We start from the raw sequence: 21,558 nt of genomic DNA, 5'->3' as shown, positions 1-21,558 counted from the left end.
ATTGAGTGAAATGTTTAAAAATTATAAATAACCATAAGTCCTTTTCAGATAATATAATTTTGAAAAGAAATAATATTTGTTAAAAATAATAAGGGAACAAATCTATGTTTGGGAATAAACACTTCGTTCGTTACTTCATTTATGTCTTCGCGGTTTTCTATACTTTTCATAAACCTATAAGTGCTGAGCAAACTAAAGAAATTCCAAGTCTTTATTCAAGTGATACCCTTCGGGCAAAACTTACGCCCCCTCAAAATTCTCTTGAAAGAGTACCCTTAGAATCAAATGTTTCTCAAGTAGCGAATTCATTAAATGGACTTAACCTAGATTTGCTTGAAACAGCATTTTCATCAACTTCTCGTCTTTATCTTCCCCCCCCTGTTAGAAGAGTTTGCGGGGGCGTTATAGCTGCCTTTGCTTCCGTGCTAAGCTTTCAAGCCCTTGTACCCATGGGGATGATTGGACTGGGCAAACTGGGCTTAACTTCTGAAGTGTTACCCCCGGATAGTGAAGGCACAAATGCTGTTGTCGCCTTGATGGCTTTAACCCCTCTTATCATTGGCGGGGAGGCGACCTATAAAGCCGTTTTGCGTAGACTTAAAACGCCGGCGCCTGAAGTGCTCGAAGCTCTCAAAATTGTTAATAAACGTCAATTATCAAAAATAGAAGCTTGGACATATAGTTACCCGACACAATTCGTGCAAATGCTATTTTGGTCAGCCCTTAATTTTGCACTCATTATGAACATTGAATCCCGTGTACAGGGTTGGGGGGATCCTGTTATTTGGGGAGCCGTTTTGGGAACACTCATTCTTCCTGCCGTGTGGGCGCTTTTTGTGAGTCCAAATAACAACCCCAATGAAGGCATAATGCACTTCTTTTGGAATAAAGCGGATAGAAATTCGAGAGAAAATTGCCTCGGGAAACTTTCAGCAGTTGAAGATGTTATTAAGGAAAAAGGTCTTACCTCTAGAGTCAGAGCTCTCGGAGGAAATTTTGGTGTTCTTTCCGATGAAAATGAGGGAAACGAACATAATGATGACAATGATGATAGGAAAGTAGTACAGGGTGCTCAATCTGACTGGAGCCCCATAGCTGATCCCCAGAGGGTTAAGCGCCGTTACGAAGTTATATTGGGCACTATGCAGGAAATAATTTTAAAAGATAGCATTTCATATCTTGAAAGATGGAATCGTTTTAATTCAAATTTAGCTAGTGTATTATGCCCTGTCATGCAGGCAACAGCATTCCCAGCAAGAATAATTCTTACCTATGGTCTTATGCATAAATTTGCTGCAGTTTGTGGAGGGGATGATAAAATCAATATGGGATTAGGGGCAACTACCGCTGTATTAACGGGCCTCTTTCATGTGCTAGCCGCCGCAAAGGAAAGTTCCAGCTTAAAAAGGGAAATAAATGATACGCTCCATTTATGGAAACCTCAAAAAACTTGGGGGCCTAAATCCATTGCCGGTAAAGTATTCAGCCGAATTCCCCCCTTATTAGCCAGAGGAGCTGTTGTGGTATATTTCCTCGTTCCATTTAAAGATTATTTAGAAAAAGGGATCTTAGGAGCCGAAGTTGGAATCGCGAATCCTGTTACCCAAGAAGGTTTAATCCTTCCCTTTATGATTGCCGCTATATATCCTCCCGTCGCTCAATTTATAGGTGGCGAATATGATCATATTACCAACTGGTTTGCCAGTGGCGGGCCTCTTGGCAAACGAAGAGTATTGTGGTTTCTTGACTCACACCACTACAAGGAAAATACACTGGATATTCTAGATAGAACCGAGGACTTTAGAAGAATTGTTGAAGGTCTTAATTTTGTCCATACAAGCCACGTGAATGCAGAATTAGGAGACAACGTACGTACGGGACTCTTAAAGAGTTAGATATATTTTTAAGGTTTTGGGAAGTTCTTTCGCGTCTTTAGTGGAAGAGCACACCCCCTTTCATAGAACTGTGTCTGCAGCTTCTCTATTGCTTTATTTTTTTGCTTTAGACGTTTGCTTTTTAACATTCGATGATTTTTTTCGAGCAGGAACTAATCGGGCCGGTCTCGTTTGTCTTTCAATTGAAAGATTAGGCCTCTTCTCTCTCATGAATTCAAGCAAAGCAGCCGTACAACTGGTAAAACTAACATCAAGGTTGGTGAGGGCTGGGCAACGACTGATTAACAACTTGACCCCATCGTCAGTTATTTGAAAATTTCCCTTTATACTTAAGGAAGTGAGTCCTTGGCACTTCTCTCCAAGAAATTCTAGTGACGCATCCGTCACGGCATTAAAGTCTAAATTTACCCTCAACAACCCTTTTAAACCATGGGCTAACAATCCAACACCTTTATCTGTTACTTCACTGTGATCAAGGTTTATATCCACAATTCCTGGGCAAAGCTTCGGCAAATAACCCGCTAATTCATCTGTAAAAAATGTAAAATAAACATCTAGTGCTGTTAGATCAGATCTGTTTGCAAGCAATGTGAAGATATCATCCGGCAATGTATAGGGTTCGATTTTAAGATGATGAGGATTAGTATTTTCAGATTGAATCGTGGTTGGGTTGGAGATGTCCGGTTTTGCTTCCTCTTCACTTTTTATTTTATCCACCGCATTAGCCATGATTATGGGCAAACTAGTGAGGGCAAAAATTAAGACGATAGTTTTCATATGTTAAACCCGATCCTCAGACGTATTACTTTTTTTATAGCTTGATGCGTGAAATTAGACAAATTTTATTTTAAAGAGAAACATAATTTTTCACGCAATAAAATTCTTTTAATGGCATATCCAAGAAACGAAAGACGGTGAGTCTCATGTGCTTCCCCTGACGTCTCCGGCCATTGAAATATTAAAGGAACGACAACAAGTCTCCAAAAGTCCATACGTGTGTCCTGGAAAAGGTGAAAAAGGATATTTGGCTGACCCAAAGAAAGCTTGGAAGCAGGTTTTGAAACGTGGTAATGTTCTAGACCTACATTTTTCTAATATTGTCCCATCATAAGATTTTTTGAAAAACATTAAATGACGGGGTGATTGGTTGCGGGGGCTGGATTTGAACCAACGACCTTCAGGTTATGAGCCTGACGAGCTACCGGGCTGCTCTACCCCGCGATAAGAAATAATCTGAGGAAAATCTCAAATATAGTGTTAGATTATTATTCTTAATTAAACTTTTGTGCAAGAGAAATATCAATAACACGCTTGATTTCTTTTCTCAGCCCCCTGGACGTGCTATAGACAATATGTCAAAGTCAACAAAATTATGGAGAAGACCGTTTTGACAAATCCTCGATCTGACTTGATTGAAATTGTAAGCTTTGACCAAGTGGGCCTTAAATATCCTGGGTGTCAGGTATTACAAAACTTAAGTTTTTCCTTGAAAATAGGTTCTTTTCACTTCTTAACAGGGGTAAGTGGGGCGGGGAAAACATCTCTCTTAAAACTTATCTATCGAGGCATTCTCCCAACACAAGGAACCGTAAAGGTTTTTGGTAAAGACATTAGTCGCATTGGCGCCGCTTCTATTCCTATTTTTCGGCAACGAATTGGCCTTGTATTGCAAGATTGTCAGCTTCTTCCCCATTTAAGCATTGTTGATAATGTTGCACTTGCCCTCACGATTACAGGTGTTCGACTAACGCAAGCCCGTACACAAGCTGTTGAATTACTCCAATGGGCAGGTTTGGGTAATTTGTTAAAAAGCAACCCCACAACTCTTTCTGATGGTCAAAAACAGCGCGTAGCTATAGCCCGTGCCGTGATTACACGTCCTTTAATATTGCTTGCAGATGAACCCACAGGACATTTAGATCATGAGGCAGCGACGCGCCTTGTTCATTTATTCCAAGAATTGAACCGCATTGGAACAACAATTCTTCTGGCCACCCATAGCCGGTCACTCGTTGCAGAATTTCCTTACGAAGAATTGTATTTGCACCAAGGTCAACTCATAGCGAACCAACCTTATGCACAACAACAGGCCCATCATAATTATGCGTAATACACCTTCTCAAACCATTAATGATATTCCGATTGGACAGGATGTTAGCAGTCGCTATGTGTGCTGGATTGTGGGTCTTATGGTTTTTTTATTAAGCCTCGTTTTTGTGGGTTCAATATCTCTCTCATCTTCCTTAAGTCAATGGAATCTAAGCAGCTCAGGCCGTATAACCATTGAGCTACCTCTTCATGGTGTCCAAAATCCAGAGTCACTTATTGAGACCATACTATCCACCCTACAGAGAATTCCTGGCGTTGCCAGTGTAAAGCTTGTTAACAATCAAGAGGTGTTAAAGCTTTTGCAGCCCTGGGTGGGACAAGTCAATCTCTTACAAGACTTAACTCTTCCCGCACTCATTGATGTGGATATGAAGCCAGAAATTCCCCCGAATGTTCCTGAAATAACAGCTGTGTTACGCCAATTTGCCCATGGAATACGAATTGAAGAACATAATCAATGGCAGCATATGTTCGAGAAGTTGCGCCTCTCACTTGAAATTATTGCTTATTTATTTATTAGTCTCATAGCAATTACCGTAATGGTAACCATAACACTGATTACGAGATCTTCTCTGGCGACCCATGCCAGTATTATTGATGTTCTCCGGTTGGTTGGTGCGAATAACAGTTATATCGCTGCTAAATTTCAACGGCGCGCCTTTTGGCTTGCCCTTAAAGGCGGATTGTGGGGCGTTATTATTGCTCTTCCCACGCTCTTTTTGCTAAATTGGTTGAGTCTTCATTTGGGTGTTTCTGAAGTGTTGAAACCCACATTGAGTATCCCCCTTTTATTGGCAATTTTATCTTTGCCATTTGTAGTCGGTGGCATAAGTCTTTTAGCAGCTAGACTCTCTGTTCTTCGAACTTTATCTCGTCTGGGGTAGTTATTTGCAAAAGATATTTATAAACAGTATAAAAGTTGCTTGTCTCATATTTCTTCTGTGGTTGGGGGGATTCATAGTCTTCATGTTCACGATTCCTCAACCTAAAAGTCTGAATCCTACAAAAACTGAAGCCATCGTCGTCCTCACTGGGGGTAGAGAGCGTTTGAAAACAGGATTTAATCTTTTATGTAACCAACAAGCAAAAGTCATTTTCATTTCCGGCGTCAATCGAGAGGAAACATTAAAGTCGTTGTTGAAAACAGTTGACCTCCCCGCAATGACTTGCCCCATCGATAAAGATCAACTCATTGCATCCACCCATCTAGGCTATTGGGCAAAAAATACAAAAGAAAATGCCCTAGAAACTGCAGGATGGGTGAACGAACGATCTATTTCTTCTCTACGACTTGTTACCGCAGATTATCATATGCCTCGTAGTTTAATGGAAATGATGCACCAGTTGCCTGAAATTACTATAATTCCCCATCCCGTCTTTCCTTTCGGTCAAAGTCGATTTCGCTGGTTATTTAACGAGGGTGCTTTTCTCTTAATCTTTTCAGAATATAATAAGTTTTTGTGGGGATTTACCCGTCGGCACTTTTCCGATTAGAGACTCGAAAAGACAATATTAGTAACGTAAAAGATCATTAATTGCCGTTTTACTACGGGTTTTCGCATCGACTTGTTTCACGATAACAGCACATGCCAAAGCAGGCAAAGTCGGATCTTTATTCGGAATGGTCCCTGGCACCACAACAGAATAGGGAGGGACATATCCGTAACTCAACTCCCCTGTTTGGCGATTTAAGATTTTAGTGGAAGCTCCCAGAAAGACGCCCATTGATACTACCGCCCCCTCTCCTATAATCACCCCTTCTGCTATTTCACTACGAGCACCAATAAAACAATTATCTTCAATAATCACAGGGTTTGCTTGCAAAGGTTCCAATACACCACCTATGCCAACGCCTCCTGAAATGTGGCAATTCTTCCCAATTTGGGCGCAAGATCCTATCGTAACCCATGTATCCACCATTGTTCCTTCCCCTACATACGCCCCCATGTTGACAAAACTAGGCATCAGGACGACGTTAGATCCTATGTAGGCAGAATGGCGAATAATACTTCCCGGAACACTGCGAAAACCAGCAGCTGCAAAATTTTTTTTGGTCCAGCCCTGACATTTTAAAGGCACTTTATCGTACCAGGGGGCATTTAATAGGCCTCCTTCCATGATTTCACATCCTGTCAATTTGAAGAAAAGAAGTATAGCTTTTTTAATCCATTGATGAGTTTGCCATATATCTTGTGACGTCGAATCTTTGGACGCAACTCGAAGCGTGCCCCTATCTAAAAGAGCTAAAATATGATTAACAGCTTCTTGAATTTCGCCGTGGGTTTGGGGGGTAATATTTTCTCGTTTTTCCCAAGCATCTTCAATAATGACTTGATAGTTTTGCATGAGATTTCCTTCAAATAAGAGGATGGCTACCTATGGCAAATTGTGCAATTTCTGCCCTTAATTCTGCAATCCCAATTTTTTTAGTTGTACTTGTTAAAGAGATTTTTGGAAAAGCAGCAGCATGCGTTTTAATTTTAAGCTCAATATCTTTTTGAAGATTGTGAAGTGCTGTTGGAGAAACCTTATCTGCCTTTGTTAAGACAATGCGATAGGATACAGCTGCAACATCAAGCATCCGCATCATTTCAAAATCATTTTCTTTCAGCCCATGCCGACTATCAATCAACACATAAACACGAGATAATGTCGGACGCCCCTTTAAATAGAGCTGAATAAGTTCATTCCACTGTGAAATCGCTGTCTTAGAAGCTTTTGCATAGCCATATCCAGGCATATCAACCAGGACCAAACGATTGCCCAGAGAAAAGAAATTAAGTTGCTGCGTGCGTCCGGGTGTATTTGAAACACGAGCCAGAGTTGTTCTGCCCGTTAATGCATTAATAAGACTTGATTTTCCAACATTTGAGCGTCCTGCAAAGGATACTTCTGGTTGGCCAAAATCCGGCAGATCAAGCAATGAAGGAACGCCCCTCAAGAAATTGCAATCTTGAGAAAATAACCACTGCCCCCAATCCAGGGCTTGCGGGCTAAGTTCTTCTGACATTGGCTGAGCGCTTATCTTCAAGACGCATAATAACCCACTGTTGTGCCATAGACAAAACGTTGTTCCAGGCCCAATAAATCACCAAACCAGCCGGAAAACCGGCCAAAAAGAAGGTGAGGATAAACGGCATCAACATAAATGCTTTGGCTTGCGCAGGATCAGTTGGTTGCGGATTCAGCTTTTGCTGAAGATACATCGTTAACCCCATGAGAATTGGCCAAGCACCAATCATCAACAAACTAGGGGGTGTCCAAGGAATTAGCCCAAATAAGTTGAATACAGTTGTTGGATCTGGTGCAGATAAATCACCAATCCATCCATAAAAGGGCGCATGTCGCATTTCTAAGGTTACAAACAAAACTTTGTAGAGACAGAAAAAAACCGGAGCCTGAATCAACATGGGTAAACAACCTGCTAAAGGATTAATTTTTTCACGCCGATACAAATCCATAAGTTCTTGGTTCATCCGTAATTTGTCATCTCCAAATCGTTTCTTCAGTGCCTCAATTTTAGGTTGCACTTGTTTCATATGAGACATTGAACGATAAGATTTATTAGCCAGAGGGAAGAAAACAAGCTTAAACAAAACCGTTAAAGCTAGAATTGCCAAACCAAAATTACCCAAAAGTTGGTGCAAGTATTCAAGAACATAAAACAACGGTTTTGTTAGGAAGTAAAACCATCCAAAATCAACAGCTAAATCAAATTTATCAAATCCAAGCTTGGTTTCGTAATTATCCAAAGTACGCAAAACTTTTGCACCAGCAAATAAGTGGTGTTTAGTCTCAATAGACTCACCAGGCTTTATATCCAGAATAGGCCCCTTAACAGCTGTTTGATACTGATCTTGGCCTTCAATAGTTTGGCCTTTAAAAATTGTTTTTTCTGAAGTTTTTTGATTTGGAATCAAGGCAACTAACCAATACTTGTCAGTAATTCCAATCCAACCGCCCGTTGTCGTTTCTTCAACCGTTCCTTTCTCTTTTAATTTCGCGTATGTCAGTTCTGTTAATTTGCCATTTAAAACCCCAATTGGGCCTTCATGCAAAATCATAAAACCACCAACTGGTGGTGTCTCGAGGCGATTAATTTGCGCTTTAGAACTTATGCCGACCGTTGCATCTTTTGTATTCTTAACTCGATCCATTACGGAAAACATATATTGATCATCAACGGATATCGTCCGCTCAAACTTTAGACCTTGTCCATTATCCCATTCCAAAACTACAGGAGAGTCTTGAGTGAGAACAGTTGCAGATGTTTTCCAAATGGTTTCGGAATCTGGCAGTTTTGTCCCAGCTTCCTTTGCATCCCAACCAAATTCAGCGTAATAGGCCCCTTTAGCCCCTTCTGGAGATAATAATGTAATTGGTGGGCTCGATTTTTCCACCTTCTCATGGTAGTCCAGCAATAATAAATCATCTAAAAGACATCCCTTTAAATTGATAGACCCTTTTAAGAGTTTTGTTTGGATTTTAAGCCGCGGAGCCCTTTCCAAAGCTACTTTTAGAGAGACGGGAGCTTTAATTTTAGATTCGAGTTTGCTCTCTTCCTTAGAAGAAGTTTGATTTTCGACCTTTGTCAATTCTTGTTGACGTTTAAGATTTTCATACTTTGGTCGCTCATAAAAATAATTAAAACCTAACAAAATTGCGATAGATAAGGAGAAGGCAAGTATTAAATTTTTTTGATCGCTCATAAGATATCTCTGCTTTTTATTTAATTTACGGACGCTGATTTTACATGATTTTTTGATAAATTCGTCGAAATTTCTGTTGGCACAGGGTCATATCCCCACTCGCCACTCAAGGGATGACATCGGAATAAGCGTTTTAGAGCCATCCAGCCTCCTCGACGCAACCCGTGGTGTTCAATAGCATGAATGGCATATCGAGAACAGGTCGGATCAAACCGACAACGAGGCGGAAAAAGAGGAGAAACGAGGCGACGATATCCATAAATCGTTAAAACAATAAGACGTGCTATCATAGTGATGTTAATTCCAAACGGTATAAAGCTTGATGAAAATCTCGAAGAATGTTTGAAAATGGGGCTGTTACTGTAGTGGGTCGAGCTATAATGACCAAATCTTTTCCCTCAATAGAAAAAGAGGAGCATACGGTCTCAACAACAGCTTTTAACCGCCGCCGCGCAAAATTGCGTTTTACGGCATTACCAACTTTTCGACTTGCTGTAAAGCCAACTCGCAAAGCAGGCAACTCGTGTCCGCTGCTATCTTTCAGTGAACGCTCTGCCAGCTGAACAATCATTGTTGGCATAACAACCTTTCGTTGATAAGCGGCAACTCGCAAAAAATCCGACCGCTTCTTTAAGCGCGGAGTGAGTGACATGCAAATGCCTTACTATTAGATTTTTAGGCCGATAGGCGCTTGCGCCCTTTTGCCCGACGAGCATTAATAATCCGTCGACCACCAACAGTGGCCATACGTGCACGAAAGCCATGGCGGCGTTTACGTACTAAGTTACTGGGTTGAAATGTTCTTTTCACGATAGTTTCCTCTTGAAAGTCATAGTCTATTTTTATAGGCCCCTCTTCATATAGAGTCAAGACTTTTAATATGATTTTGTCGCATGAAGGAGACTTTTAAATACTTTAATTCAATCGCAAAATTAGGCGAATCATAGATTTTCACATTATGAGTTACGGTCTAGCCACTGATTTAGAGGGAACATATAAACACTATTCTTTATCATTTTCTTGACACTTGGTGAGAAAAAGGCTAGGTAAGAAGTAAATGTATAATTTATTAGGAATTCAGTCATGAAAATCGCCAATTCACTTAAAACATTAAAGACACGTCACAAGGCCTGCAAAATTGTACGCCGCAAAGGACGTGTATATGTGATCAATAAGCAAGCTCCCCGTTTCAAGGCTCGTCAAGGTTAAATTTAAGAAATTTACCTTATCGCTTTAGAAACCCTTCAAATTTTTTGAATACCTCTCCCTAAATTTTGGGGGAGGTATTTTTTATACCTTACACATCATCTTGTTTTTTATAACTTTCTCCTGATAGTCTTGTATTAAGATAGAAATTTATCTTGAGGACAATTGTGATTAGTCATCTGCATACCTTTGATTATAGGGCTTGTGTCGTGATCCATTTGAGGATTTGTCCATGACGCTGATGCCTTTATGTTATATAGTTGGTTTATGCACACTATTGAATCCTTGTGCTTTTCCCTTAATTCCAATATTTCTCTCGAGCACCTGGCAACGTCACCGGTTAGGCCCCTTTGCTCTTATCTTTGGGTTGTTCTTTACATTTGCCACCATGGGCTTAGCGCTGACCACCTCTCACGCGGTATGGGGAATCGAAATTAAGAGTTTACGCCTTATTTCAGCTTTTCTTATCTTAGGAATTGGAACATTTTTGTCTCACCAGCCCTTGCAGACTTATATTCTCAAGCATGGTAAACCATTTGTTTTCGACATTCGCAATACGCTTTATCCCTCCCAGATAAAAAATTTCCCCTTTGAAAAATTGGGCATTAATTTTTTAATCGGCGCATTAGTTGGCTTTATTTGGCTTCCCTGTGCGGGGCCAACACTTTCCTTAACCCTTGCTCTTGCAAACCGGGGAGACCATTTCGGCCAAGCTAGTATCTTAATGTTTTTTTACACTCTTGGGGTTACAACTCCTCTCATACTGCTGTCAATTATTTCCAAAAAATACCTCAAAAAAAAGCAATTATTAAAGAAAGGTCGAACGGGGCGAAAATGGCTTGGTTACTCCCTTATCATTATCAGCTTTTTGATATTGACGGGAAGCGACAAAGCTCTTGAAACGTGGGCCGTCAGCCACACACCCCAATGGCTTCTTAAACTCACGACAAAGTATTAGAAGAGAGGCAAAAATGATTATTTTTTTAAATGGTGTTGCAACTTCAGGCAAAACTTCCATTATCCATGAACTTCAAAAACAAGCCTCATACCCCATTATGAAATTGGGCGTCGATAACTTTATCGATATGATGCCCCCTGACTACTATGGATGGGGAGAAAAAGCAAAAGAAGGAATTCAATTTGTTCGCGAGGAAGACGAAAATGGTCCGATAACAAGGGTCTATAATGGTGATTTTGGAAGAACCGTTCTTCATACCATTTCACCGGTCGTCGCCAAAATGTCTTCTCAAGAGCTTAATATTGCTGTAGATGAAGTCCTCTTTCACGACTATTATTTAAAAGAATATACAAAAGCTTTTAAAGGCCAAAAAGCTTATTGTATTGGAATTCATTTTGAGTTGGCAGAATTAATTCGTCGGGAAAACAAAAGAGGCGGGTTTAGTGTTGGCCTGGGGCGAGATCAAATCAGCAAAGTTCATGGTCCTACGCGACATTATGACCTCGAGATTGACACCACTCATACGTCTGCAGCAGATTGCGCACATCAAATATTGACTTACGTTGCCGCAACGCCCAAACCACAAGGTTTTAAAAAACTTGAAGAGGCTTTTGGGCTCCAAGAAGAAAATTCATTGCATAAAATAAAGGCTTCATAAAAAATTGAACTAAGTTGAATCAAAACTGGACAAAATCTAAGAAATATTTTCTAATGAGTATATTAGGAAATTAATGACAAACAGACACAATATTGAGAGAGCCTACTAGATCCATGCCCTATTTAAGAATTATTATCTGTTTGATTTTTTTTAATTATCTTAATGATGCTGTTGGATTGTCCCCTCGCTATACCGCCATTGTTATCGATGCGCACACAGGCCAAGTCTTAGAACAAGATGGTGCTGACAAAATTTGTCACCCCGCTTCCTTAACAAAAATGATGACTTTATATATGGTATTTGAAGCCCTAAAGTCTGGAAAATTGCAGATGAACTCTCGCGTTTATGTCTCTGCCCATGCTTCACGCCAAGCTCCGTCTAAATTAGGGTTACGCGCCGGGGAATATGTATCTGTAGAAACTATTATTAAAGGACTTGTGACAAAATCAGCAAATGACGGGGCGGCAGCTATAGGAGAACATCTGGGCGGCAGCGAAGCTAATTTTGCCATGGCGATGACACAAAAGGCCAAAAAATTAGGTATGCACAAAACTATTTTTAAGAATGCGTCAGGCCTACCAAATCCCCATCAGGTTACGACTGCACGGGATATGGCAACTCTCTCACGCGCGCTTTACTTACACTTTCCTAAAGACTACGGGCATTTTCGCTTAAAAGCGTTTAATCATCGTGGTCAAGTCCACCGCAATCACAACCACTTACTCAATAATCGTCGTGGCCTTGATGTTGATGGTATTAAAACAGGTTATGTAGCTGCTTCTGGATTTAATATATCTGTATCCGCTATTCGGAAAAGGGCTAACCATAAACCCATTAGACTTATCGCGGTTGTTTTGGGAGGCCCGAATCGCCATTGGCGGGATCGACGCGTAGCTGATCTTCTTGAAATGAATTTTGAAAAAGTTGGACTGGGAGAGAGTGTTGCAGCCCCTCATTATAGTTCAAAAGATGACGATGATGACTTTGACAATGAGGTCAACGAATTCTTAAAATCCGAACCCACTCCAAAAGTGGTTAGCAAACCTGAACTACGCCCCATTGCTATAAGCTGGCCTCCCCCTGCCCCAAAAGTTAAAGTTAATCATATGCCTCGAAAGAACGTATGGGGTGTACAGATTGGTACTTATAAATCGTTAAATGAAGCCAAAATGCGTGCAAAAAGATCTTTAGCTATTTTAAAGTCAGGGGAAGTTTCCACACCAAAAGTGACAAAGGGGAAAAAATCTTTTTATGGAGCCCGTTTGTTGGGTATTTCGAAGCAGGAAGCCGAGTCAGTTTGTAAAAAGCATGGCTCTAAAGGCGAGTGCCGCCTCCTAGCCTCTTGGTAGCTTTCCTAAAGTTCAGTCATTTTTAAAGTGAGACTTTATGATGTCTTATCAAGGGAATGAGCGTTTGATTTGCTTCGCGCATGGGGTAATGGTTTAAATTTTCAGGCATAACCCATTCCAGCCCTCCTTGGCCTTCTTTTGCGCAAGGTGTTCCCAACCATCGATTGCAATGATATCCCAACAAAATAATATGAAAATCTGGGTAAGCCATACTCACAAATGAAAATGGCTTAAAATCTTTAAGCGATACGGTGATGCCTATTTCTTCTTGTAATTCTCGGGCTAAAGCTGCTTCGGGCGTTTCCCCGACTTCCATCTTGCCCCCTGGAAACTCCCATAGAAAAGGCATGGGTTTGTCGGCAGGACGTTGAGCCAATAAAATTGCTCCCTTATCATCTTCCAAAAGAGCCCCAACAACAGTAACAATGGGTAGAGTCATAGCACATAATTTCTTTAATTATTTAAGGCTTAAACTTAAAAAACCCCCAAATACTGGGGGTTTTTTATGATTTTTAAACTTTTAAGTTTCAGACTAGCCAGCTTTTGGCGCATCTGTTTTGGGTGCGTCTGTCTTGGGTGTATCTGTCTTTGGAGCATCCTTTGCCGCATCAGCTTTTTGCTCAATGGGCTTCCCATCCATTCCAAAAGTTTCGAAAGTCGCTTTGCTTTCAAACTCTTTAATGGCTTCTTTTGCAAATTTGGAACCTACAGCCGTTTTCAACTCACCTTTCACAGCATCAAAAGCTGGAAATGTGGCTGGACGCTTGTCTTGAACTAAGACGATATTATAAGTTGTGACCTTTTTATTAGCATCAGAAGGATCTGGCATGGATATTTCTATAACATTTGAAACAATCGTTGCCTTTGCCGCATCTTTAACCTTATCTCGGAATGCTTCAGGTAATTCACCTAAGCGCACATAACCCAAGTTACCGTCGGGAATCTTGTTCATAGATTCTTTATTAGCAAACTCAGCGAATTTTGACGGCCCTGCTTTTTTGACTTCGCCTAAGAGTTTCGTTGCTTTGCTCTTATCTGTCAAAGTGATCATGCTGATATTGTATTCATCTTCCTTCGGAGCTGCTTTTTTAACTTCCTCATAAGCTTTCTTTAGCTCATCATCTGTTGCGCGCTTCTCAATTTCTTTGTCAAGAAACAGTTTTTGCAAAACACCCTTTTGGCACTCGGCAACCATTTTTTGAAACTCAGGATCATTCTTAATTCCTGCTTTTTCAGCAAAATAAGTAATGACTTGTTCTGTCCCTACACTTTTTTGAAGCAGAGGAAAAATATCTTTAAACGGCGCGTTTTGAAGTTGTGGTGGCAATAGTTTTAACTTATCCTTCACTTGGCCATAGGTAATTTGGATGGTTTTGCCATCCACAGTGATTTTTGAAACCACTGTACTATCTGCAGGCTCTGTCCCTGACGCAGCTGCAGAAGCAGTAGCCGGGGTTGAATCAGCCGCAGCGGCCAATGTCATGGGGATAGACGCTAGTAATGCTATGGAAAGCACAGCAATCCGTGTAGAAATAATTGATTTCATGTGACCGATTTCCTTGTTCTGAAAATTAAATAACACAATGGACCCATAAATAGGCTATAACCATTGAGTCTTTTATAAAATAGAATTACAATAAGCGCAAGATGTCATGTTATAGTCTATGTTTAAAGTGTCATTGATATTTTTTTCAGGATGAAACTTGAAGAGTTGAGAATAAAACTAAAAATTTAATTGAGGCTGATATGTTAGCAACGGCTTTTCGGAAATTGTTTGGCTCCGCCAACGATCGTATCGTAAAAAGACATTTTAAAACCGCAGAAAAAATCAATGAGTTAGAAGATAAAATCTCTAAACTTTCTGATCAAGAATTGCGTGGCCAAACAGACGTGTTTCGGGAACGACTTGCAAAAGGGGAATCCTTAAAAGACTTGCTTGTTGAAGCCTTTGCCACTGTTCGTGAAGCAGCGAAACGCACTTTGGGACAACGCCCATTTGATGTGCAGCTCGTAGGAGGAATGGTCTTACACGAAGGCATGATCACGGAAATGCGCACCGGTGAAGGAAAAACGCTCGTTGGAACTTTGCCGGTTTATCTGAATGCCTTGACCGGAAAAGGTGTGCACGTCGTGACCATTAACGACTATTTGGCTGAACGAGATTCAAAATGGATGGGACAAGTTTATGAATTTCTGGGATTAACTGTTGGCTGTATCGTTCATGGACTGACAGACGAAGAAAGACGCAATGCTTACGCTGCCGATGTAACCTATGGGACAAATCATGAATTTGGGTTTGATTATTTGCGGGATAACATGAAGTTTCGCTTAACCGATATGGTTCAGCGCCCCTTTAACTATGCCATTGTGGATGAAGTTGATAGCATTTTAATTGACGAAGCAAGAACACCCCTCATTATCTCAGGATCTGCGGAAGATTCTTCTGATTTATATGTCAAAATAGATAAAATCTTACCATCGCTCATTGACACCGACTATGAAAAGGATGAGAAACAACGCACCGTAACCCTAACTGAAGCTGGTGTGGAACATATTGAAAAGCTCCTTCGTGAACACGGTCTCTTGCAAGAGGGTGCCACACTTTATGATATCCACAACATTGGATTAGTCCACCATGTCAATCAAGCTTTACGGGCACACAAACTCTATACTCGTGACGTGGATTACATTGTCAAAAATGACAAAGTCATTATTATTGATGAATTTACAGGCCGTATGATGGATGGTCGTCGTTATTCTGAAGGATTACACCAAGCCTTGGAAGCTAAGGAAAAAGTAACCATAGAAATGGAAAATCAAACTTTAGCTTCTATTACCTATCAAAATTTCTTTCGTATGTACCCCAAGCTTGCGGGTATGACAGGTACGGCCATGACAGATGCGCCTGAATTTGAAGAAATTTATAAACTTCCGACAGTTGAAATTCCAACTAATTTGCCTATCCAACGTAAAGATTATGATGACGAAGTTTACCTAACAGCTAAAGAAAAATATAACGCGGTTGTAAAATTGATTCGGGAATGCCAGGATCGCAGGCAACCTGTCTTAGTGGGAACCACCAGCATTGAAAAGTCTGAGGTTTTATCAGCTCTATTAACCAAAGAAAAGATTGCTCACCAGGTTCTTAACGCTCGTTACCATGAGCAAGAAGCTCTAATCATTGCAGAAGCCGGTTATCCAGAAGCGGTCACTATTGCCACCAATATGGCAGGTCGCGGTACAGATATTAAACTGGGTGGCAATCTCGATATGCGTATAGAGCGAGAATTAAGCGACATTACTGACCCGACAGAGCGAGAAAAGAGAATCGCCGCCATTCGTAAGGAAATAACAGAGGCTCACGACATTGCTATTTCAGCAGGCGGCCTCTATGTCATTGGTACGGAGCGCCATGAAAGTCGTCGCGTTGATAACCAATTACGGGGTCGTTCGGGTCGTCAGGGAGATCCGGGAGCCTCTAAATTCTTTATTTCGCTTGAAGATGATTTAATGCGTATTTTCGGTTCAGAGCGGCTTGATGGTATGTTACGAAAGCTTGGTGTGCAAGAAGGCGAAGCTATCTCTCACTCTATGATTAGCAAAGCCTTAGCACGGGCTCAACAAAAGGTTGAGGCTCGTAACTTTGATATTCGCAAACATCTCTTAAAGTATGACGATGTCATGAACGATCAACGAAAAATAATTTACGAGCAACGTCGCGAATTGATGACGAATGAAGACACGCAAGAGCTTATTCAAGAAATGCGGTCTGAAGTTGTGGATAGCATTGTTAAAATTCATATTCCTGAAAATGCTTTATCAGAACAATGGGACCTTAACGGCCTCCAGAAGGACTGTGTGCGCATATTTGGACTGAATCTTCCTATTGAGGAGTGGGCTGGGGAAGAAGGAATAGCCGAGCCTGAATTATATGACCGCATTATGAAATCTGTTGACGTTGCCATTTCAGAAAAAGAAGAAAAATATGGCACTTCAATGATGCGATCAGCGGAACGGACTCTGCTCCTTCAGACATTGGATCGGTGCTGGAAAGAAAACCTGCTTATGCTAGATCACTTGCGTCAAGGAATCAATTTGCGCGCCTATGCACAAAGCAACCCTCTGAATGAATATAAACGAGAAGCTTTTAACTTATTTCAAGACTTGTTAGTAAGGGTTCGTGAAGAAGCAACGACACTCTTGTCTCATTTTGATCTGCAAATGGATGGTCAAGAAGACATTGACGATATTTTGGGAGAAACGGACTTCTCCCGCTATAAGGAAGAAACGCCTGACTGGATTGAGGGGAATGAAGAAATAAATGTACCGGACGGGGCACCTCAATGGGATCCCGTCACGATGGCTCCCAACGTCAACTATTCTCAAGAACCTGTGCGCACAAGGCGACCGGACGGTGATGGGAATATTGACCCCCAAGATCCTTCAACCTGGGGGCGTGTGCAAAGAAATGCGATGTGTCCTTGCGGATCTGGCCTTAAATATAAGCATTGCCACGGACAATTTGAACAAGAATAAAAATTCATTTTTGACAAATTAAGGCTTTGTTATAATTTTTAACTCTATCATTATCTTTATAAGCATGGGAGAGAGAACCATTCTCCTCCCCTGTTTTCTATTAAAATTAGCCAAGGAGACGGTCATTGCAAGAAATTAAGTCTGTTTGCGTCTTTTGTGGGTCTTCCTCCCGCGCGGAATTGGTTTATAAAGAAGCCGCCTTCGAACTGGGCATAGCCCTTGCAGGTGCTGATATGCAGCTTGTATACGGAGGAGGTCAATTAGGCCTCATGGGGCTGGTTGCAGATGGGGTCATGAACCATGGGGGTCGGGCCATTGGCTATATTACCAAAGACTTAGAGCACATTGAAGGCGGCCATGATAGTTTAAGCGAATTGCACGTTGTGGATACCATGCACACGCGCAAGTTAAACATGTCGCAAAATGCAGACGCTTTTGTCATTTTACCAGGCGGATTTGGCACTCTTGATGAACTCTTCGAAATCTTGACCTGGCGCCAACTGGAAATGCATGATAAGCCTCTCATTATTGTTAATATTGACGGATATTGGGACCCTTTAAAAACCTTAATCCACCACGTAGTCGAACATAAATTTGCGCGTCCCATGGATGAAAATTTACTGCTTTTTGTTTCTGACGTTGCAGAAGTGATTCCTCTCTTACATAAACTTCCCGTCCCTCAAGTCGATGTGACGTCGAAGTACATATAATTTACCTATTGACGCATTCACGTGCGTGGGGCACATTTATTTACAATGCGGATGGGTGGCTGAGCGGTTGAAAGCACCGGTCTTGAAAACCGGCGAGGGTGCAAGCCTTCCGTGAGTTCGAATCTCACCCCATCCGCCATTAGTTTCCTTGAGTTTTTGCAATTTTTTTCTTTGAAAATATCTCCTATAAATTCGCTTCAAAATTAAAAAATGTACCATATATGTACCATTAAAGAACATTGCGGTACTTCATGGTGTATAACCCTATATGAATCAAAAACAATTATGGTTCCCTTCATGCCAAAAAATCTTATATAATTTAAGAACTTATTTTCAGAGTTTCTTTACAAACTCTCACTCTCAAAAGTTGTAACTTTATCCTTTGACCTAACTTTCGTGTTAAGCATTAAAAGTATTAAGAAAATCGCCCTTCTTGCCCATCTGTCCACAATGGGCAGATCGATGTGGTCAAAATGGGCAGATCGATCAGCCCAATTTGGGCAGATAATAATCTATGGATTTCAGAGAATACGAACTCAGAGAATACTCTTCCTCCTCCAAACCTCCTCCTTCAGCAAAATTGGATCGCAAAAAGAGAAGAAGAGGATAAAGATGATATATTTTTAGTTAAGTTTAATTTAAATTAGCCTTTAATCTTCCAAATGATCGCCTGATGCCCTTTGGCTTCATTTTTAGGGAAAGGTAGTGTGGGTCAACTTAAAATCACCATACAACGCTTTTAAATGGCTTTGCGAAGACAATGACAGATTAGAGCCATTTGAATGAGCAGGATTTGGAAAGAAAGCTAGGTATTCAGCCAACAATTCATCAAATCTTTCACTGAGGATAAAAACACCCCAGTACAAACTCTGCAATAATACCCCTACCAACAGCTTACCAAAACCTTCAAATCAATCCCATCTAAAAACCAAAATTCCTCAAATTTTTAAGATATGTTGCTTGCAACAAAGCGTCGTTGCAAAATGCAACGTGTAAGCGCGCATTTCTCAACTTTTCGAAATGAATGATTGATGAAGTTAATTTTTTTGGTTTTTAAAACATGCATAAACTTGAAAATTCAAATGGGGGTCATAGGGGGCAGAATACAACCTATTATTATTTTATCCTTTTTGTTTGTGCGTCAAGATATTGCTTGAATTTCAAACAATGAATAAAAATTTATATTTTGTTAATTTTGTTATAACACAATGGGAATATGTTATATTTATTGTTTTTAATCGTTATTTGCCATCTTTCTTCTCCTGCACAGGCAGAAGTGAAGATAGATATTGTTTCTGCAATAAAACAATTGATGATCCCAATTGATAAAGATTATAACTTAGATCCCATAACTGTTTCAGAAACATTTGAAGGGTGTGTATTTAAGCCTTTTGAATTTAACATTTCAAATCAGAGAACCCTAGCAAACCCGCAAGATGAGAAGTATGAAGAACCATCTCATTTCAAAACTAAATGCACACTGACTCACAAAGACAAATACATTGTTGAGAAGAACCTAGCTAGAGATTATCGGATGGACATTAGCATGCACGGACCAAGCTGCTGCGTTAATATACTAGAAATAGAAGCATATTATCCTAATGACATCAAAGAGATCTTTAAAGATACACGGTTAAAATGGACATCCATACGATGCCAAACAGAGAAACACTTGGATGGATATGAAGAATGGTTTTCGGTATCTGCCCCTAAAAAGAAGAATATCTTTATAAAGCTCTCTCGGAATGCTGGGGCTAGAAGCCAATGGGAAAATCTTACTGTCTTTTGGAAAATACCAAAAAACTTACCTCAATTAGACAATGATTGGACAGATAAATGTGGAGGCTAAAGTTAACATAGTTTTTAAAAAAATATTAGAACATGGTCCTTCGAATCCAATCGTTGCGAGGACAACTCTTCAAGGTATGGAATTATTAAAATTTAGTTCTATAAATAGTGATGCTACTAAACAAGAAAAAGTTTTCAACACTCTACTAGATTTTCAAAGAAGATTACTCGTTTGTGAAGATATAAGAAAAAAGATTGAGGATGATCTTTTAGAGATTGACAAAAAGATATCTCAGAATGAGTTTAAAGATGAATTACCTCAAATTCTTCATCTCCAAACATCCTGCGAGATATTTCTGTATTTTTCAAAATTAGCGATGAGGGATTTGTCCCCCATAATTAGTTGCTTTTTTGAGTACGGTAAGTTCTCGCATAATTATAAAGTCCATGCAAGGTGGGCTGAGCGAACCTTTGGTAAAGAGGATATTTTATCAAAGTTATTGGATGAGGACCATGAGTGGATTAAGTTCATTGCAGACATGCGTAATGCTGTAGAGCATCCTGATAGTGGTGCACTTAATATAAATAATATTGATTTTCATGAAAACTGTAAGTTAACGCCACCTCAGTGGAATATCGAAGGACGCACGCCGAGCGATATTCTCAGTGATCTAGGAACAGTTATCGAGAATATGCTAACCTTCTCTGAGGATTTATTGGTTGCTTTAGTGAAAAAAACTATTATTAGTTCTTGCATTGATTTTGCTCAGATCCCTGAAGAAGAAAGAAATCATAAATCGCCTATACGCTTGAAAGCAATATTAATAAAAACATGATTTTCTATTGCTGCAATAGTCATTGGAGTATTTGATCTCCCTTAGACCTCCCCCACCAGGAGATGATAAAATGTGCACCAATCGATACACCACTTCCGCTTGAGGTAACCCATATTAATATTAGCTGTTAAGGCTATATAGAAGGGTGTTTTAAAATTACCAGCACAAATTTCAATCAAGGGTAATGATTCCTCAATGGCTTCTTTAATAACCTCACACGAATCTTTGAGGTATGAAAAGAAAGCTTCCACCCTTTGTGGCGGATAAATTGTAAAACGCCATTCGCGATCCTTTGCATTATGATTAACTGCCATGAATTCTGTATCTGCTGTTCCCGCAAGAAACTCGAACAGTTCATCATAGTTTTCAAATTGGCTAATCAGTTCACGATCTTTTGAGAGAATAATAATCACTTTCCTTCTCCTTGGTCAAACGCCCAGAAAGTCGATGAAGAAAGGGGGAATAAGAGAGCCTATTCGAGCACAGATGTCATGCAAGCTGTTGTCTTTATGAAAAGAAAACTTGCTACCTTCCAGCCCCCCAAACAAAAAAAGAGGATAGAAAAATTCCTATCCTCTTTCGTTTTACAAATGAGGTGACTTAAATTTTCGGCCTTTCGGCCGTTGCAGGATTAAGTTGAAAAGGCGCACAATGTGCGATAATTTGACTTTAGCCATCATGGCGATTGCACTGAACTCTTCTCAGCTTAGTTTCTAAATCTATAGCCTCTTGTATTCCCTCAGTTTTTGTAAATTAATTTGATTTTCTGGCTTTTAAGAGCTCTTTCTTCCCATTTTTTTGTTT

Annotated in this window: 23 protein-coding genes and 2 tRNA genes; 14 read left to right on the top strand and 11 right to left on the bottom strand. The window is 40.3% G+C overall.

The genetic code is table 11. The features are described from left to right. Positions 1 to 104 precede the first annotated feature (104 nt). The gene (locus tag FJX03_00125; GenBank protein ID MBM3632104.1) at positions 105 to 1,895 is read left to right on the top strand and encodes a hypothetical protein; all 1,791 of its coding nucleotides are present in this window, start codon (positions 105 to 107) and stop codon (positions 1,893 to 1,895) included. A gap of 93 nt (positions 1,896 to 1,988) precedes the next feature. On the opposite strand, the gene FJX03_00120 is transcribed toward FJX03_00125, so the two are convergent. Beyond that, a complete protein-coding gene (locus FJX03_00120) occupies positions 1,989 to 2,672 on the bottom strand; it encodes a hypothetical protein (protein MBM3632103.1) in 684 nt (227 codons plus the stop codon). A 148-nt stretch (positions 2,673 to 2,820) separates the two neighbouring features. Here FJX03_00120 and FJX03_00115 point away from each other — a divergent pair, with 148 nt between their 5' ends. Next, positions 2,821 to 3,006 carry a hypothetical protein gene (locus FJX03_00115; GenBank protein ID MBM3632102.1) on the top strand — a complete coding sequence of 62 codons (186 nt, stop codon included), beginning with the start codon at positions 2,821 to 2,823 and terminating at the stop codon, positions 3,004 to 3,006. A gap of 33 nt (positions 3,007 to 3,039) precedes the next feature. Here FJX03_00115 and FJX03_00110 read toward each other — a convergent pair. Continuing rightward, positions 3,040 to 3,116 (bottom strand) — tRNA-Met (locus FJX03_00110). Between the two features lie 151 nt (positions 3,117 to 3,267). On the opposite strand from FJX03_00110, the gene FJX03_00105 reads away from it, so the two are divergent. The 3 genes from FJX03_00105 to FJX03_00095 all read left to right on the top strand — a co-directional run bounded on the left by FJX03_00105 (position 3,268) and on the right by FJX03_00095 (position 5,498). Further along, positions 3,268 to 4,005: an ATP-binding cassette domain-containing protein gene (locus FJX03_00105; GenBank protein MBM3632101.1), complete on the top strand. Its 738-nt coding sequence runs from the start codon at positions 3,268 to 3,270 to the stop codon at positions 4,003 to 4,005. Further along, complete coding sequence (locus FJX03_00100; protein MBM3632100.1) at positions 3,971 to 4,888, top strand: FtsX-like permease family protein; 918 nt, start codon at positions 3,971 to 3,973, stop codon at positions 4,886 to 4,888. Before FJX03_00105 ends, FJX03_00100 begins: the two co-directional genes overlap by 35 nt. Positions 4,889 to 4,970: 82 nt before the next feature. Then, on the top strand, positions 4,971 to 5,498 hold the full coding sequence (locus FJX03_00095; protein ID MBM3632099.1) for a YdcF family protein: 528 nt from the start codon (positions 4,971 to 4,973) through the stop codon (positions 5,496 to 5,498). 18 nt (positions 5,499 to 5,516) lie between these two features. Here the strand turns inward: FJX03_00095 and dapD are convergent, their stop codons facing one another. The 6 genes from dapD to FJX03_00065 are packed head-to-tail and all read right to left on the bottom strand — an operon-like array spanning position 5,517 to position 9,523. Next, positions 5,517 to 6,350 carry a 2,3,4,5-tetrahydropyridine-2,6-dicarboxylate N-succinyltransferase gene (dapD, locus tag FJX03_00090; protein ID MBM3632098.1) on the bottom strand — a complete coding sequence of 278 codons (834 nt, stop codon included), beginning with the start codon at positions 6,348 to 6,350 and terminating at the stop codon, positions 5,517 to 5,519. A 10-nt stretch (positions 6,351 to 6,360) separates the two neighbouring features. Beyond that, positions 6,361 to 7,014 carry a YihA family ribosome biogenesis GTP-binding protein gene (locus tag FJX03_00085; GenBank protein MBM3632097.1) on the bottom strand — a complete coding sequence of 218 codons (654 nt, stop codon included), beginning with the start codon at positions 7,012 to 7,014 and terminating at the stop codon, positions 6,361 to 6,363. Next, positions 6,998 to 8,713 (bottom strand): membrane protein insertase YidC, encoded by a 1,716-nt coding sequence (gene yidC / locus FJX03_00080; GenBank protein ID MBM3632096.1) that lies wholly within the window; start codon positions 8,711 to 8,713, stop codon positions 6,998 to 7,000. The genes FJX03_00085 and yidC overlap by 17 nt, the downstream gene beginning before the upstream one ends. A gap of 20 nt (positions 8,714 to 8,733) precedes the next feature. Then, positions 8,734 to 9,003 carry a membrane protein insertion efficiency factor YidD gene (gene yidD / locus FJX03_00075; GenBank protein MBM3632095.1) on the bottom strand — a complete coding sequence of 90 codons (270 nt, stop codon included), beginning with the start codon at positions 9,001 to 9,003 and terminating at the stop codon, positions 8,734 to 8,736. Further along, the gene (gene rnpA, locus FJX03_00070) at positions 9,000 to 9,365 is read right to left on the bottom strand and encodes a ribonuclease P protein component (protein MBM3632094.1); all 366 of its coding nucleotides are present in this window, start codon (positions 9,363 to 9,365) and stop codon (positions 9,000 to 9,002) included. Before rnpA ends, yidD begins: the two co-directional genes overlap by 4 nt. 23 nt (positions 9,366 to 9,388) lie before the next feature. Then, the gene (locus tag FJX03_00065; protein ID MBM3632093.1) at positions 9,389 to 9,523 is read right to left on the bottom strand and encodes a 50S ribosomal protein L34; all 135 of its coding nucleotides are present in this window, start codon (positions 9,521 to 9,523) and stop codon (positions 9,389 to 9,391) included. Between the two features lie 273 nt (positions 9,524 to 9,796). Between FJX03_00065 and FJX03_00060 the strand changes: the two genes are divergently transcribed. The 4 genes from FJX03_00060 (at position 9,797) to FJX03_00045 (ending at position 12,884) form a co-directional block, all read left to right on the top strand. Further along, positions 9,797 to 9,922: a 50S ribosomal protein L36 gene (locus tag FJX03_00060; protein MBM3632092.1), complete on the top strand. Its 126-nt coding sequence runs from the start codon at positions 9,797 to 9,799 to the stop codon at positions 9,920 to 9,922. A 229-nt stretch (positions 9,923 to 10,151) separates the two neighbouring features. Next, a complete protein-coding gene (locus FJX03_00055) occupies positions 10,152 to 10,877 on the top strand; it encodes a hypothetical protein (GenBank protein MBM3632091.1) in 726 nt (241 codons plus the stop codon). Between the two features lie 13 nt (positions 10,878 to 10,890). After that, on the top strand, positions 10,891 to 11,535 hold the full coding sequence (locus FJX03_00050) for a hypothetical protein (protein MBM3632090.1): 645 nt from the start codon (positions 10,891 to 10,893) through the stop codon (positions 11,533 to 11,535). A 113-nt stretch (positions 11,536 to 11,648) separates the two neighbouring features. After that, the gene (locus FJX03_00045; protein ID MBM3632089.1) at positions 11,649 to 12,884 is read left to right on the top strand and encodes a D-alanyl-D-alanine carboxypeptidase; all 1,236 of its coding nucleotides are present in this window, start codon (positions 11,649 to 11,651) and stop codon (positions 12,882 to 12,884) included. Positions 12,885 to 12,906: 22 nt separating this feature from the next. Here FJX03_00045 and FJX03_00040 read toward each other — a convergent pair whose 3' ends face one another. Both FJX03_00040 and FJX03_00035 read right to left on the bottom strand, forming a co-directional pair. After that, the gene (locus tag FJX03_00040) at positions 12,907 to 13,323 is read right to left on the bottom strand and encodes a (deoxy)nucleoside triphosphate pyrophosphohydrolase (protein ID MBM3632088.1); all 417 of its coding nucleotides are present in this window, start codon (positions 13,321 to 13,323) and stop codon (positions 12,907 to 12,909) included. Between the two features lie 93 nt (positions 13,324 to 13,416). After that, entirely contained in the window at positions 13,417 to 14,430 is a 1,014-nt protein-coding gene (locus FJX03_00035) for a peptidyl-prolyl cis-trans isomerase (protein MBM3632087.1), read from the bottom strand. 200 nt (positions 14,431 to 14,630) lie between these two features. Here FJX03_00035 and secA point away from each other — a divergent pair, with 200 nt between their 5' ends. From secA to FJX03_00010, 5 genes are all read left to right on the top strand, one after another. Beyond that, complete coding sequence (gene secA / locus FJX03_00030) at positions 14,631 to 17,420, top strand: preprotein translocase subunit SecA (protein MBM3632086.1); 2,790 nt, start codon at positions 14,631 to 14,633, stop codon at positions 17,418 to 17,420. A gap of 125 nt (positions 17,421 to 17,545) precedes the next feature. Continuing rightward, positions 17,546 to 18,130 carry a TIGR00730 family Rossman fold protein gene (locus tag FJX03_00025; protein ID MBM3632085.1) on the top strand — a complete coding sequence of 195 codons (585 nt, stop codon included), beginning with the start codon at positions 17,546 to 17,548 and terminating at the stop codon, positions 18,128 to 18,130. Positions 18,131 to 18,179: 49 nt separating this feature from the next. Further along, positions 18,180 to 18,269 (top strand) — tRNA-Ser (locus FJX03_00020). A 1,077-nt stretch (positions 18,270 to 19,346) separates the two neighbouring features. Then, positions 19,347 to 19,979 carry a hypothetical protein gene (locus FJX03_00015; protein ID MBM3632084.1) on the top strand — a complete coding sequence of 211 codons (633 nt, stop codon included), beginning with the start codon at positions 19,347 to 19,349 and terminating at the stop codon, positions 19,977 to 19,979. Next, a complete protein-coding gene (locus FJX03_00010; GenBank protein ID MBM3632083.1) occupies positions 19,969 to 20,754 on the top strand; it encodes a hypothetical protein in 786 nt (261 codons plus the stop codon). Before FJX03_00015 ends, FJX03_00010 begins: the two co-directional genes overlap by 11 nt. Positions 20,755 to 20,795: 41 nt before the next feature. Here FJX03_00010 and FJX03_00005 read toward each other — a convergent pair whose 3' ends face one another. Then, entirely contained in the window at positions 20,796 to 21,167 is a 372-nt protein-coding gene (locus FJX03_00005) for a hypothetical protein (protein ID MBM3632082.1), read from the bottom strand. Positions 21,168 to 21,558: the final 391 nt, after the last annotated feature.

It is taken from the genome of Alphaproteobacteria bacterium (assembly GCA_016870095.1).
Lineage (GTDB): Bacteria > Pseudomonadota > Alphaproteobacteria > Paracaedibacterales > VGCI01 > VGCI01.
Note: the sequence above shows the minus strand (reverse complement) of the source record. Positions and strands in the feature narration are given on the sequence as shown.

Bases quoted from the DNA above. Each gene is read 5' to 3' on its own strand.
- FJX03_00085 (MBM3632097.1), bottom strand. From the start codon at position 7,014: ATGTCAGAAGAACTTAGCCCGCAAGCCCTGGATTGGGGGCAGTGGTTA.
- FJX03_00035 (MBM3632087.1), bottom strand. From the start codon at position 14,430: ATGAAATCAATTATTTCTACACGGATTGCTGTGCTTTCCATAGCATTA.
- rnpA (MBM3632094.1), bottom strand. From the start codon at position 9,365: ATGTCACTCACTCCGCGCTTAAAGAAGCGGTCGGATTTTTTGCGAGTT.
- FJX03_00055 (MBM3632091.1), top strand. From the start codon at position 10,152: ATGACGCTGATGCCTTTATGTTATATAGTTGGTTTATGCACACTATTG.
- yidD (MBM3632095.1), bottom strand. From the start codon at position 9,003: ATGATAGCACGTCTTATTGTTTTAACGATTTATGGATATCGTCGCCTC.
- FJX03_00120 (MBM3632103.1), bottom strand. From the start codon at position 2,672: ATGAAAACTATCGTCTTAATTTTTGCCCTCACTAGTTTGCCCATAATC.
- dapD (MBM3632098.1), bottom strand. From the start codon at position 6,350: ATGCAAAACTATCAAGTCATTATTGAAGATGCTTGGGAAAAACGAGAA.
- FJX03_00050 (MBM3632090.1), top strand. From the start codon at position 10,891: ATGATTATTTTTTTAAATGGTGTTGCAACTTCAGGCAAAACTTCCATT.
- FJX03_00045 (MBM3632089.1), top strand. From the start codon at position 11,649: ATGCCCTATTTAAGAATTATTATCTGTTTGATTTTTTTTAATTATCTT.
- yidC (MBM3632096.1), bottom strand. From the start codon at position 8,713: ATGAGCGATCAAAAAAATTTAATACTTGCCTTCTCCTTATCTATCGCA.
- FJX03_00060 (MBM3632092.1), top strand. From the start codon at position 9,797: ATGAAAATCGCCAATTCACTTAAAACATTAAAGACACGTCACAAGGCC.
- FJX03_00100 (MBM3632100.1), top strand. From the start codon at position 3,971: ATGCACAACAACAGGCCCATCATAATTATGCGTAATACACCTTCTCAA.
- FJX03_00015 (MBM3632084.1), top strand. From the start codon at position 19,347: ATGTTATATTTATTGTTTTTAATCGTTATTTGCCATCTTTCTTCTCCT.
- FJX03_00095 (MBM3632099.1), top strand. From the start codon at position 4,971: ATGTTCACGATTCCTCAACCTAAAAGTCTGAATCCTACAAAAACTGAA.
- secA (MBM3632086.1), top strand. From the start codon at position 14,631: ATGTTAGCAACGGCTTTTCGGAAATTGTTTGGCTCCGCCAACGATCGT.
- FJX03_00105 (MBM3632101.1), top strand. From the start codon at position 3,268: ATGGAGAAGACCGTTTTGACAAATCCTCGATCTGACTTGATTGAAATT.
- FJX03_00125 (MBM3632104.1), top strand. From the start codon at position 105: ATGTTTGGGAATAAACACTTCGTTCGTTACTTCATTTATGTCTTCGCG.
- FJX03_00040 (MBM3632088.1), bottom strand. From the start codon at position 13,323: ATGACTCTACCCATTGTTACTGTTGTTGGGGCTCTTTTGGAAGATGAT.